Origin of the sequence: Acidovorax sp. sif0632 (assembly GCF_019218805.1) — a bacterium.
GTDB classification, from domain to species: Bacteria; Pseudomonadota; Gammaproteobacteria; order Burkholderiales; family Burkholderiaceae_C; genus Acidovorax; species Acidovorax facilis.
The window spans coordinates 765,260-778,057 of sequence record NZ_JAHUWW010000001.1 but is presented as its reverse complement, the minus strand read 5'-3'; the positions used below and the strand labels follow the sequence as shown (position 1 = coordinate 778,057).

The 12,798-nt window shown below is 60.8% G+C and carries 12 protein-coding genes and 2 tRNA genes; 7 read left to right on the top strand and 7 right to left on the bottom strand.

Annotated elements, in window-relative coordinates:
* Positions 1–58: 58 nt before the first annotated feature.
* The 3 genes from rph to KW832_RS03530 form a co-directional block, all read right to left on the bottom strand.
* On the bottom strand, positions 59–793 hold the full coding sequence (gene rph / locus KW832_RS03540; protein ID WP_055399034.1) for a ribonuclease PH: 735 nt from the start codon (positions 791–793) through the stop codon (positions 59–61).
* Between the two features lie 203 nt (positions 794–996).
* On the bottom strand, positions 997–1,899 hold the full coding sequence (locus KW832_RS03535; RefSeq protein ID WP_055399036.1) for a PP2C family serine/threonine-protein phosphatase: 903 nt from the start codon (positions 1,897–1,899) through the stop codon (positions 997–999).
* A gap of 28 nt (positions 1,900–1,927) precedes the next feature.
* Positions 1,928–2,944 carry a serine/threonine-protein kinase gene (locus KW832_RS03530; protein ID WP_008905072.1) on the bottom strand — a complete coding sequence of 339 codons (1,017 nt, stop codon included), beginning with the start codon at positions 2,942–2,944 and terminating at the stop codon, positions 1,928–1,930.
* Positions 2,945–3,019: 75 nt separating this feature from the next.
* Here KW832_RS03530 and KW832_RS03525 point away from each other — a divergent pair, with 75 nt between their 5' ends.
* From KW832_RS03525 to KW832_RS03510, 4 genes are all read left to right on the top strand, one after another.
* Positions 3,020–3,937 carry a YicC/YloC family endoribonuclease gene (locus KW832_RS03525; RefSeq protein ID WP_121422508.1) on the top strand — a complete coding sequence of 306 codons (918 nt, stop codon included), beginning with the start codon at positions 3,020–3,022 and terminating at the stop codon, positions 3,935–3,937.
* A gap of 36 nt (positions 3,938–3,973) precedes the next feature.
* Entirely contained in the window at positions 3,974–4,594 is a 621-nt protein-coding gene (gmk, locus tag KW832_RS03520) for a guanylate kinase (protein WP_055399040.1), read from the top strand.
* A 17-nt stretch (positions 4,595–4,611) separates the two neighbouring features.
* Positions 4,612–4,815: a DNA-directed RNA polymerase subunit omega gene (rpoZ, locus tag KW832_RS03515; protein WP_005794722.1), complete on the top strand. Its 204-nt coding sequence runs from the start codon at positions 4,612–4,614 to the stop codon at positions 4,813–4,815.
* A gap of 96 nt (positions 4,816–4,911) precedes the next feature.
* Complete coding sequence (locus KW832_RS03510; RefSeq protein ID WP_055399042.1) at positions 4,912–7,194, top strand: bifunctional (p)ppGpp synthetase/guanosine-3',5'-bis(diphosphate) 3'-pyrophosphohydrolase; 2,283 nt, start codon at positions 4,912–4,914, stop codon at positions 7,192–7,194.
* 71 nt (positions 7,195–7,265) lie between these two features.
* On the opposite strand, the gene greB is transcribed toward KW832_RS03510, so the two are convergent.
* The 4 genes from greB to hrcA all read right to left on the bottom strand — a co-directional run bounded on the left by greB (position 7,266) and on the right by hrcA (position 9,328).
* Complete coding sequence (greB, locus tag KW832_RS03505; RefSeq protein ID WP_218298670.1) at positions 7,266–7,832, bottom strand: transcription elongation factor GreB; 567 nt, start codon at positions 7,830–7,832, stop codon at positions 7,266–7,268.
* Positions 7,833–7,910: 78 nt separating this feature from the next.
* Positions 7,911–7,987, bottom strand: a tRNA-Arg gene (locus KW832_RS03500).
* A gap of 208 nt (positions 7,988–8,195) precedes the next feature.
* A tRNA-Ile gene (locus KW832_RS03495) sits at positions 8,196–8,272 on the bottom strand.
* Positions 8,273–8,323: 51 nt separating this feature from the next.
* Positions 8,324–9,328 (bottom strand): heat-inducible transcriptional repressor HrcA, encoded by a 1,005-nt coding sequence (hrcA, locus tag KW832_RS03490; protein ID WP_055399047.1) that lies wholly within the window; start codon positions 9,326–9,328, stop codon positions 8,324–8,326.
* Positions 9,329–9,356: 28 nt separating this feature from the next.
* On the opposite strand from hrcA, the gene KW832_RS03485 reads away from it, so the two are divergent.
* From KW832_RS03485 to rapZ, 3 genes are read left to right on the top strand one after another with little or no spacing between them, the layout of a single operon-like run.
* Positions 9,357–10,253: an NAD kinase gene (locus KW832_RS03485; RefSeq protein WP_055399049.1), complete on the top strand. Its 897-nt coding sequence runs from the start codon at positions 9,357–9,359 to the stop codon at positions 10,251–10,253.
* 2 nt (positions 10,254–10,255) lie between these two features.
* Positions 10,256–11,926: a DNA repair protein RecN gene (recN, locus tag KW832_RS03480; protein WP_218298671.1), complete on the top strand. Its 1,671-nt coding sequence runs from the start codon at positions 10,256–10,258 to the stop codon at positions 11,924–11,926.
* Positions 11,926–12,789: an RNase adapter RapZ gene (gene rapZ, locus KW832_RS03475; RefSeq protein ID WP_121422498.1), complete on the top strand. Its 864-nt coding sequence runs from the start codon at positions 11,926–11,928 to the stop codon at positions 12,787–12,789. The genes recN and rapZ overlap by 1 nt, the downstream gene beginning before the upstream one ends.
* The last annotated feature ends 9 nt before the right edge of the window (positions 12,790–12,798 follow it).

Genomic DNA, 12,798 nt, shown 5'->3' with positions numbered 1-12,798 from the left:
GGCATCTAGCGCTTATCCAGCAAGCGCAAGCAGCTATCAATTAGTGAGTATCAGCGGGTTAGGGGGTTTGCAGCAGCGCCCGCTGCTGCAACTGCACCAGCTCTGCGATGCCTTTTTCGGCCAGCGCGAGCAGCTGGTCCATCTCCGTCCGGGTAAACGCCACGCCTTCGGCCGTGCCCTGCACTTCCACAAAGTGGCCTGCGCCCGTCATCACGACGTTCATGTCGGTGTCGCAGTCCACGTCTTCCACATATTCCAGGTCCAGCAGCGGCGTGCCCTGCACGATGCCGACCGAGATGGCGGCCACGGGCTGCACCAGGGGGGACTGCGTGATCTTGCCACTGGCCAGCAGCTGGTTGACTGCATCCTGCGCCGCGACCCAGGCGCCGGTGATGGCAGCGGTGCGGGTTCCGCCATCGGCCTGGATCACGTCGCAATCGAGCTGGATGGTGCGCTCGCCCAGCAGCTTGAGGTCAAACACCGCGCGCAGGCTGCGGCCGATGAGGCGCTGGATCTCTTGCGTGCGGCCGGTCTGCTTGCCGCGCGCGGCCTCGCGGTCACTGCGGGTGTGGGTAGCGCGGGGCAACATGCCGTATTCGGCCGTGACCCAGCCCTCGCCGCTTCCGCGCTTGTGGGGCGGCACGCGCTCTTCCACCGAAGCGGTGCAAAGCACTTTGGTGTTGCCGAACTCGATCAGCACTGAGCCCTCGGCGTGCATGGTGTAGTGGCGGGTGATGCGCACAGGGCGCAGCTGGTGGGCGGCCCGGTCGCCGGTGCGGGTGAAGGTGGTCATAGAATTTTCAGTAGAAAAATGGGCGTGCCTCGTGCATGACCAAAGGCTCGCCCGAAACGCGCGGCCAAGGCCAGCGATCGCCGTGCAAGGGCCGCCCAGGTTGCGTAGCTGCGTCTCCCTTGCGTGCACTGGCAGTGTCCCTTTTCCCGAATCGCACAGCGATTCGAGAGAAGGGGGAAAGCGCGCAGCGACTCAGGGGGGTGTCATGCTTTCCGTGCGGCCGAGCGGCGAATGGCTTCGTTGATTTCGGCGATGGACCGCTCGATGGCGGCATCGTCCAGGTCATCCACCAGGCCATCGAGTGGCCCTGCCTGGATAGTGGACGCAAACACGTCGTCGCTGATGCTGTCGGTCGAGACGCCCTGGGTGGATTCGAACGCGTCGGGCGTCTCCCACTCCAGAGCTATCACGGTCACGTTGTCGCTGCTGTCCCCCGCCTTGCGCAGTGCGTCTTCCACCAACTCGGGCACAGCGTGCGACACGGTGTTGCGGCCGAGTTGGGTGGCAATCTCCTCGTCGCTGAGGGTGCCCCACAGCCCATCCGAACACAGCAAAATGCGGTCGCCCTGCTCCAGGTAAACCGGGCCGGTGATGTCATAAATGGGCTTGGTGGGCGAGCCCAGGCAGGTGAACAGCACGTTGCGGTTGATGCGCTCCAGGCCCGGCGGTGGGGAGTTGCGCAGCTCCATGTAGGAGTGGTCGCGGGTGCGTGTGAGCAAATCCCCGTCGCGCACCATGTACAGCCGCGAATCGCCACAATGCACCCAGGTGGCCGTGCCGCCCTGCAAAACCGCTGCCACCAGTGTGGTGCGCGGCGTGTCGAGCATGCCCTTGTCGGTGGCGTAGCGCAGGATCTGGTGGTGCGCCGCCAGCAGCGCGCCCGACAGAAACTCCTGCACATCCTTGAGCTGCGGCTTGGCTTGGCGCTGGAACAAAGCCGAGATGGTCTGCAGTGCAATCTGTGCAGCCACTTCGCCTTCCGGGTGGCCACCCATGCCGTCGGCCAACACAAACAGGCCCGATTCGCGCGTGTAGCAATAGCCCATGCGGTCTTCGTTCTTCTCGCGGCCACCACGGCGGCTGATCTGGAAAACCGAGAATTTCATAGCGACTCACGCAAAGAGGGCTTCGGGTTCATTTGGGTTTGGCTCCGATACCGGTGGCTTCACCCACCTTTTGCACATTCTTCTTGGTGTCGGACACCAGGGTGTCGAGCTGCAGGCGCATCTTCTCGGCCACCGTCAGTTTGGTGTAGCGGCGCTCACCCTCGCGGCTGAGTTCCTTTTGCAGCGCAAACACCGACTGCGGGCGCGACAGCGGATCGAGCGCCATGCACCACTCCACCACCTCGATGAGGTTGTCGGAGTACACGCCACGCAGCTTGGTCAAGGCCAGCGAGAGGCGGTCCTTTTCGATGCGCTGGGGCGCCTCGTTGGGCGGAAAGCCCTGCATGCAGGCATAGATGCAGGCGCCGATGGCGTAGATGTCGGTCCACGGGCCCATGGACGAGTCGCGCCGGTACATCTCGGGCGCGGCGAAGCCGGGCGTGTACATGGGGCGGATGAAGTTGCCCTCTTTGGACAGCACTTCACGCGCAGCGCCAAAGTCGATCATCACGGCCTTGTTGTCGTCGGTGATGAAGATGTTGGCCGGCTTGATATCGAGGTGCAGCATCTTGTGCTGGTGCACGATGCGCAGCCCGCGCAGCACCTCGTCGAACAGCGAGCGGATGGTGGACTCGCGGAACACCTTCTGCGTTTTCAGGTCGCGCGCGGTGATGATGAAGTCCTGCAGGGTCGCACCCTCCAGGTAGTTCATCACCATGTAGACGGTTTCGTTCTCGCGGAAGAAGTTGAGCACGCTCACCACAGAAGCGTGCGAGATCTGGGCCAGCGCCCGGCCTTCTTCAAAGAAGCTCTTGAGGCCCAGGCGGTAGAGCGAGAGCTTTTCGGACTGCACCTTGGGCAGCAACTCGCCCGGTGCACGCGTGGCCAGCGACGAAGGAAGGTATTCCTTGATGGCGACCTGTTGCCCTTCGGCATCCAGGGCCAGATAGACCACACCAAAGCCGCCAGAAGACAACCGGCGCACCACGCGGTAGCCGCCAATTGCGGTATCGGGCGGCAAAGGAGCCGGCTTGATTTTTGACATATTTTGCGAAGATGACTCGGGGGTGGAGCGGAACCCGGATAATCGCCGGATCGCAAGCAACCATCAAAAAGTCCAATGCCAGTTTACAGCATGACCGGATACGCCAGCGCACAGCATGGCGCATCTGCCACTGGCGCTGAAAACGACACCCGCGCGCCCCAATCACGCAGACTGGGGCTGGAAATCCGCTCGGTCAACAGCCGCTTCCTGGACCTTTCGTTCCGCCTTCCCGATGAACTGCGTGCCATGGAGCCCGCGCTGCGCAGCCTGCTGACCGCCCGCCTCAAGCGCGGCAAGGTTGAAGTCCGCGCCGCCCTGGAGAACGAGGACAGCAACACCCTGCAGGACCCGCCCGCGCGGCTGCTGCAACGGCTCAATTCTTTGCAAGATTCCGTCAAGGCATGGCTGCCGACCGCGGCGCCCCTCACGGTAGCCGACGCCCTGCGCCTGTGCGCCAACGCCCCATCGGGCTCTGAGGACTGGAGCGATGCCGTTCCTGCTTTGGCCGAAGAAGCCCTGACCGCCCTGATGGCCGCCCGCGAACGGGAGGGCAAGCGCCTGGCCACCATGCTGCTGGACCGGGTCAAGCAATTGCGCGCCCTGGCCGAACAGGCCGTCCCCATGGTGCCGCTGCTGGTCGAGCAGCAACGGCTGCGCTTCATGGAGCGCTGGAAGGAAGCCATGGCGCTGACCGACGGTGCCACTCTGCCCGAGGCCGCCCGTGACCGCGCCCTGACCGAAGCCACGGCGTTTGCCATCCGCATTGATGTGGCCGAGGAAATCACCCGGCTGGACTCCCACCTGGACGAGATCGAACGCCTGCTCAAGAAGGGCGGCGAGGTGGGCAAGCGCCTGGACTTCCTGATCCAGGAACTCCACCGCGAGGCCAATACGCTGGGCTCCAAATCTGCCGCCCTTGACCTGACCCGCATCAGCGTGGACATGAAAGTGCTGATCGAGCAGATGCGCGAGCAAGTACAGAACATCGAATAACACTCATTTTTTGATAGCGCTTCGCGCACATCAACTATGGACTATCCCGGAAATCTCATCGTAGTTGCGGCCCCCAGCGGCGCAGGCAAATCCAGCCTGGTCAAGGCCTTGCTGGAACTGGACTCGCATGTCCACCTGTCGATCTCCCACACCACCCGCGCTCCGCGCGGGCAAGAAAAACATGGCCGCGACTACTACTTTGCGTCGCAATCCGAGTTTGATGCCATGGTGGAAGGCAACGCCTTCGTGGAATGGGCGCATGTACATGGCAACCGCTATGGCACCTCCAAGAAGGCGATCGAGGAGCGCATTGCCCAAGGCTCGGACGTGATCCTGGAGATCGATTTTCAGGGCGCGCTGCAGATCAAGGAAGCCTTCGCGAATGCCATCCTCGTGTTCATCCTGCCCCCCAGCTGGGAAGAACTGCGTTCGCGCCTGGAACGACGGGGCGAAGACTCCCCCGATGTCATCGAAGTCCGTCTCAAGAACGCGGCTACCGAGATGGCCCAGGTGAGCAAATTTGACTTCGTTATAATCAATGAGTTGTTTGAGCGCGCGCTTTTCGACCTGAAAGCCGTAGTTCACGCCCAGCGACTCAAGTACGCCGCCCAGCGCCGCGCCCGTGCTGACACCTTCCAGTCGCTCAATATCACCTGAATCCCCGGAGTAAAACGATGGCACGCATCACCGTAGAAGACTGTCTGGAAAAGATCCCCAACCGCTTCCAGCTCGTGTTGGCCGCCACGTACCGTGCCCGCATGCTGAGCCAGGGCCACGCCCCCCGCATCGAAAGCCGCAACAAGCCTGCCGTGACCGCCCTGCGCGAAATCGCAGAAGGCAAGGTTGGCCTGGAAATGCTCAAGAAGGTTCCTGGTTGAGCTTTTTTCTGGGCGCAGCCCGCAAAGAGCACCGCGACAGCGGTGCTTTTTTTTGCCCCAAAGTCTCCTGATGCGCTCCCGCGCTACATTTAAGGCATGAACGCGGTGCTCAACTCACCTTCTGCAACGCAAGCCCGCCCCGGCGAAGTACCAACGGCGGGAACTTTGTCGGCAGCCGCAGCGGCAGCCAATGCGGCTGCGGCCAGCTTTGCTGCGCTGACAGACAGCCTCGACTACCTGGACGCGACCAGCATCGAACAGGTGCGCCAAGCCTATCGTTTCGCTGACGAGGCCCACCTGGGTCAGTTGCGCAACAGCGGTGAGCCCTACATCACGCACCCCATTGCCGTGGCTGCACAGTGCGCCACCTGGAAATTGGACGCCCAGGCGCTGATGGCCGCCCTGCTGCACGATGCCATGGAAGACTGTGGCGTCACCAAAGCAGACCTGATAGACCGCTTTGGCGCCCCCGTGGCTGAACTGGTAGATGGGCTGACCAAGCTCGACAAGCTGCAGTTCAACACCCGCGAAGAGAACCAGGCCGAGTCTTTCCGCAAGATGCTGCTGGCCATGGCGCGCGACGTGCGCGTCATCCTCATCAAGCTGGCGGACCGCACGCACAACATGCGCACGCTGTCGGACATGCCGCGCAGCAAATGGGGCCGCATCTCCTCGGAGACGCTGGAGATCTATGCACCCATTGCCCACCGACTGGGCCTCAACCAGACCTACCGGGAATTGCAGGATCTGGCCTTTCGGCACCTGCACCCATGGCGCTACGCCACGCTGTCCAAGGCAGTCAACAAATCACGCAACCGCAGGCGCGATCTGGTGCAAAAGGTTCAGGCCGAGGTGGACACCGCCTTCTCCAAGATCGGTATGAAGGTCCGCCTTGCCGGCCGCGAGAAAACGCTGTACGCCATCTACCAGAAGATGGACCTCAAGCACCTGAGTTTTGCCCAGGTCACCGATATTTACGGATTCAGGGTGATCGTACCCACGGTGACAGACTGCTACACCGCCCTGGGCGTGCTCCACCAGATGTACAAGCCGGTTCCTGGCAAGTTCAAGGACCACATCGCCATCGCCAAGCTCAATGGCTACCAATCCCTGCACACCACCTTGGTGGGCCCTTCCGGCGTGAACATCGAATTCCAGATGCGTACGGACGAGATGCATGTCATCGCCGAGGCTGGTGTGGCCGCACACTGGTTGTACAAGGCGCAGGACGGCGATGGCACATCGGCCGAGCGACTAGGGACCAAGTGGCTGCAGTCCCTGCTGGACATCCAGAACGAGACCCGCGATGCCGCCGAGTTCTGGGACCATGTCAAGGTGGACCTGTTCCCGGACGCTGTCTACGTTTTCACCCCCAAGAGCCAGATCATGGCCCTGCCTCGCGGAGCTACCGTGGTGGACTTTGCCTACGCCATCCACAGCAACGTTGGCGACCGCACCACGGCGGCAAAAATCAACAATGAGCAAGTGCCCCTGCGCACCGAACTCAAGAATGGCGATGTGGTGGAGATCATCACAGCCCCGGTATCCACGCCCAACCCGGCCTGGCTGGGTTTTGTGCGCACGGGCCGCGCACGCTCCAAGATCCGGCACTACCTGAAAACGCTGGCACAGACCGAATCGGAAGGCCTGGGCGAGAAGCTGCTGACCCAGGCCATCCGGGCGGAAGGCCTGGAGCAGCTCCCTCCCCAGGACGCAGAGACCCAACCGATGTGGGACAAACTGCTGCGCTTTACAGGAAACCGCACCCGCAGCGAACTGATGACGGACCTGGGCCTGGGCAAGCGCATCGCCAGCATCGTGGCCAAGCGACTCATGGTGCTGATGTCCGAACACGGCCATCGTCCTGATGCGCTGCTCATGACACGGGAGCGCTACACATCCCACGAGACGCTTTCGCAAGGAGCGGTAACTCTGGATGGCAGCGAAAATGCCTCGGTGCAGTACGCATCCTGTTGCCGCCCAGTACCTGGCGACAGCATCGTGGGCTATCTGGGCCGTGGCGAGGGCCTGGTGGTTCACAACGCCCACTGCACGGTGGCCAAGCGGCTGCAGCACAAGGACAGCGAGCGCTTCATTGCAGTGGACTGGTCGGACGAGCCCACGCGCATGTTCGAAACCGGGGTCGTGGTGACTGTCACCAACGGCAAAGGTGTGCTCGCCCGCGTGGCCGCTGAACTGGCCAATTCAGAAGCTGACATCACCCATGTGGATATGGATGACGAGGCGGCCCTCGACACCACGGACTTGCGCTTCATTGTGGCGGTGCGAGATCAGACCCACCTCGAAACCGCACTGCGCAACTTGCGCCGCACCCAGGCCGTCATTCGCGCTGCACGCATCACTCCGCAGGCCACGTAAGCACTTCACAGCGCTGAGCGGCGCCATCAACCCATGCTGGGCTTGGCGCAAAGCGGCGTTGCGGACCCCGCTCAGTCCGCATGCGCGGCGCGCTGCGGATACTGCACTGCCACCACTTCAAGGCTTCGCACGCCTCCTGGCGTAGGCAGCAGCACCTCGTCACCCACATGGGCCTTCAAGAGCGCACGCGCCACCGGCGAGATCCAGCTCACCTGCGATTCCCGGCTGTCTGCCTCATCGATGCCCATGATGGTGATCGTGCGCTTTATACCTTCGTCATCGATGTACGTGACTGTGGAGCCGAAAAACACCTGATTGCTGCCCGCATGCAGGCTGGGATCCACCACTTCGGCAATCTCGAGCCGCTTGGTGAGAAAGCGGATGCGCCGATCAATCTCTCGCAAACGTTTCTTGCCGTAGAGATAGTCGCCATTTTCAGACCGATCTCCGTTGCTGGCAGCCCAGTGCACGGCTTCGACCACTTTGGGCCGCTCGTTGTCAATCAGGTCCAGCAACTCATCACGCAGGCGCCCGTATCCTGCCGGAGTGATGTAGTTCTTGCCGCCCGCAGGCAACGCAGGCAACACCAATTCATCCTCGTCGGAAGCATCGGTTTCTTTGGTAAAGGCCTTGCTCATGGAAGATCTCCCCCGTCAGCGAGAAACGCTTTGACAAATGAAAAAGCCTGCAATCTTGCGATTGCAGGCTTTAAACATTGGTGCGGCTGGCAGGAATCGAACCCACGACCCCTTGGTTCGTAGCCAAGTACTCTATCCAGCTGAGCTACAGCCGCTAAGCTTCGAATTATAGCATGATTTCTTGGCAACCCTTGAAATCAACTTTTTTCACTGTAACCATGCCGCATGGGCCTGACCAGCAAAAGCTCAACTCAACGCAAGCCGCAATTGTAATGCACTCCAGCGACTCCAAAAGAAGAAAGGCGCACATTGCGACAAGAAAACTGGCCGTGATCGTGACGATCGCCCATTCGAATGAATGGGTGGTAGGGCGTGTTGGACTTGAACCAACGACCAAAGGATTATGAGTCCTCTGCTCTAACCAACTGAGCTAACGCCCCAAGCCATGCTCCAGCGCTATACAACGGGGCAAGCGCCGTATTGTAGGGGCTTTACTTGCGATGGCTGAGTGCGTTGGACACCAGCTTTGATGTGATGTCCACGATCTGAATCATCCGGTCGTATGGCATGCGCGTGGGGCCGATCACGCCCAGCGTCCCGACCACTTTGCCGTCCACCTCATACGGAGCACTGACGATGGACAGCTCTTCAAAAGGCACGACATGGCTTTCACCGCCAATGTAGATGCGCACTCCCTCGGCCTGGCTGGAGATATCCAGCAACCGCAGAATCTGGGTTTTCTGTTCGAACAGATCGAAGGCACGTCGCAAGTTGCCCATGTCGCTGGAGAAATCACTGACCGCCAGCAGGTTGCGCTCACCAGAAATCACGACCTCGTCTTGCGCTTGGGACAAAGCCTCAGACCCCACATTCACCGCAGCCTGCATGAGCGAAGCGATCTCGCCGCGCAGCACATCCACCTCAGATTTCAGGCGCTCACGCACTTGCTCCATCGCAAGCCCCGCGTAATGCGCGTTCAGAAAGTTGGAAGCCTCGATGAGTTGCGACTGGGAGTAGTCCACGTCCGTGAAGATGACGCGATTTTGAACGTCGCCCTCGGGCGAAACGATGATGACCAAAAATCTCCGCTCGGACAGCCTCAAGAACTCAATATGGCGGAACACCGATGTTCTGCGTGGTGCCATAACGACACCGACGAACTGCGAGAGATTGGATAGCAACTGGGCAGCGTTGGCGATCACCTTTTGCGGCTGTTCGGGCGCAAGCTGGGGAGGGGTCAGAGGGTCCCGCTGCACTGTCAGCATGGTGTCCACAAACAGCCGATAACCTCGTGCAGTAGGAATGCGACCGGCTGAGGTGTGGGGACTCGCGATCAGCCCTAACTCCTCCAGATCCGCCATGACGTTACGGATAGTGGCTGGAGATAAGTCCAGCCCAGACGCGCGCGACAACGTGCGGGATCCGACGGGCTGCCCATCGGCGATGTAGCGCTCGACCAGCGCTTTGAGCAACAACTTGGCACGGTCATCGAGCATGGAATGATTTTAATGATGTAATTTCGCGATGACGTCCAATTTCCGCCATGTCGCACTGATAGGCAAGTACCAAGCTTCTTCGGCGGGCTCCATCGGTGAAAGCTCCCGCCAGGCCCTGGAAGACATCGCCCATTTTCTTGAACGCCAGGGTTGCGAAGTGATGCTGGAAGCTGAGACCGCAAGCAACACCGGGCTCACACACTATCCAGTCCTGAATGTAGACGAGATAGGCAGTCGATGCGATCTGGGCCTGGTGGTCGGGGGTGACGGCACCATGCTGGGCATTGGTCGGCGGCTCGCCCGGTTTGGGACGCCCCTGATCGGCATCAACCAGGGACGGCTTGGCTTCATCACCGACATTCCTTTCGATACCTATCAGGCCACTCTACCCCCCATGCTCCAGGGCGAATACGAGGAAGACTTGCGACCGCTGATGCACGCCACGGTCGTGCGCGACGAGCGCGTCGTCTTCGAAGCCCTCGCGATGAACGATGTCGTTGTGAACCGAGGCGCGACTTCAGGCATGGTGGAATTGCGGGTCGAGGTCGGCGGCCGATTTGTGGCGAACCAACGCGCAGACGGACTCATCATCGCCTCACCCACAGGGTCAACGGCGTATTCGCTGTCAGCCGGTGGTCCCATGCTTCACCCCTCCATTCCTGGATGGGTGCTGGTGCCCATCGCCCCTCATACGCTCTCCAACCGACCGATTGTTCTGTCGGATGCCACCGAGGTGGCGGTTGAGGTTGTGAGTGGCCGGGATGTCAGTGCCAACTTTGACATGCAGTCACTTGCCTCACTGCTACATGGTGACCGCATTCTGGTGAAAAGGTCAGAGCACTGCGTGCGGTTTCTCCATCCTCAAGGCTGGAACTACTTTGCCACCCTGCGCAAAAAACTGCGCTGGAACGAAGGGGGCTCCTGACCATGGCGCTCCGGCGGATTACCCTGCGCGATTTTGTGATCGTTCAAGCGCTTGAACTTGAACTAAGTTCCGGCTTCACCGTGCTGACGGGAGAAACAGGCGCTGGGAAATCCATCCTGATTGATGCACTGCAACTCGTTTTGGGCGCACGCTCCGATGCAGGTGTGGTTCGCGAAGGCGCTGACAAAGCGGATCTTTGCGCTGAGTTCGATTGCCCACCCCATCTCCAGCCATGGCTCGAGGACGCGGGTTTTGACATTGATGAGCTGTTGCTTTTGCGTCGGACCGTGGACTCTCAGGGCAAAAGCAGGGCTTGGATCAATGGCACCCCAGCCACTGCTGCCCAGCTGCGGACTTTGGGAGACAGCCTGCTAGACATCCACGGGCAGCATGCTTGGCAAAGCCTTACAAGACCCGACTCGGTACGCGGCCTGCTGGACGCATTTGCAGGGGTGCACACAGCAGAAACCGCAGCGCTCTGGGCACAATGGCGAAAGGATCAAAAAGCCCTGGAGCAAGCACGCCTGGCCCAGGCTAATTTGCAGCAGGAAAGTGAGCGTCTGCAATGGCAGATCAACGAGGTGGACAAGCTCGCACCCATTGATGGCGAATGGGAAGAACTCGACGCACAACATAAACGCCTCTCACATGCGCAGGCGCTGCTGGAAGGGGCAGAGGGCGCCATCCAAGCCCTCCAAGATGAAGATGCTGGTGCACTGACTGGGCTTGCACGCGCGCACGATCTTCTCCAAAGCCACGAGCATATTGAGCCCGAGTTCGCACCGCTCGCAGACATCCTTTCTTCCAGCCTCGCACAAGCCAGCGACGTGCTCCACTCGCTGCAGCTGTATCTGAGGCACGTGGAAATAGATCCACAGCGTCTGGCCGAACTCGACACCCGCATTTCGCTCTGGATGACCTTGGCACGCCGTTACAAGCGCACGCCAGCAGAGCTGCCGGCTCTACACCAGAGCTGGAAGGAGGAGATGCGCCGGCTGGACGCAGCGACAGATCTGGAACGACTGGAGGCCGCCGAGGCCGCCAGTGCCAAGGCCTACCACGCGTCGGCACGCGCGCTGTCTCTGGGTCGCGCCAAAGCCGCCCCGAAACTGTCTCACGCCATTACCCAAGCCATGCAGGGCCTGGGCATGGAGGGAGGAAAATTCGAGGTTTCCATGACCAAGGCCTCAGAGCCCTCGCACCACGGTATCGATGACGTGGTATTCCTCGTCGCGGGCCATCCCGGGATGACACCGAAACCCATCGGCAAAGTCGCATCGGGCGGCGAACTCTCCCGCATTTCGCTGGCCATCGCTGTAACAACCAGTGAATTGGGTATGGCCCCCACGCTCATCTTTGATGAAGTGGACTCTGGCGTAGGGGGGGCGGTGGCTGAAACAGTGGGGCGGCTGATGCAGCAGCTTGGCAGCGACCGTCAGGTGCTCGCGGTCACCCACCTGCCGCAGGTGGCGGCTTGCGCACACCACCACCTCAAGGTGGCCAAACGCAAGAGCCCGAATGGCACCACCAGCGCCGTATCGACGGTACAGGGCGAGAACCGTGTGGCAGAAATTGCCCGCATGCTGGGCGGCGAACGATCCACCCAGACTACGCTCGCCCACGCGAGCGAGATGCTGGATCTCGCGGCCGTTGCACGAGAAGGACATGGCTGATGGCACTTGAAATCGTTTTGATCACGGGTATGTCGGGATCAGGAAAGTCCGTGGCGCTGCATGCGCTGGAGGACGCAGGGTATTACTGCGTAGACAACCTGCCCCCAGAACTGCTGCCAGCTTTTGTGGCGCTGGAACACCGTCACCACGGCAACCGCGTTGCTATCGCGATGGATGTTCGAAGTGCCACCTCATTGCATCAGGTTCCACAGGAGCTGAGTCGGCTCAGGAGCGAGGGCGTTTCGGTGCAATCGGTTTTCCTCGACGCCACCATCGATACGCTTGTCAGGCGTTTCTCAGAAACACGCAGACGCCACCCGCTGTCGCACGACGATCTCCAACAGGGTCGAAAAGCGCTCGTGCAGATTATCGAGTTGGAGCGCGAGCTGCTGGCGGAACTGCGAGAACAGTCGCATGTGATCGACACAAGCACCATACGGGCTTCACAGCTCCAAAGCTACGTGAAGAGTTTGCTTGTCACCACCCGGGGACAGATGACCCTGGTATTCCAGTCTTTTGCATTCAAGCGTGGCATACCGATGGACGCTGACTACGTCTTTGATGTGCGAATGTTGCCGAACCCACACTATGAACCTGCGCTGCGGGATCTGACGGGGCTGGACGAACCTGTAGCCCATTTCCTGCGCCAGCAACCCGATGTGTCGCTGATGCAGGCGCATATCGAGCAATTTCTCGCGCACTGGCTGGAAATGCTTGACCGGAACCACCGCAGTTATGTCACGGTCGCGGTAGGCTGCACTGGCGGCCAGCACCGCTCGGTCTACTTGGTGGAACGACTAGCCGATGTTTTGAGCAGCCGCTGGGCAACCCTGAAGAGACACCGAGAGCTGGACGGACGCTGATATCTACGC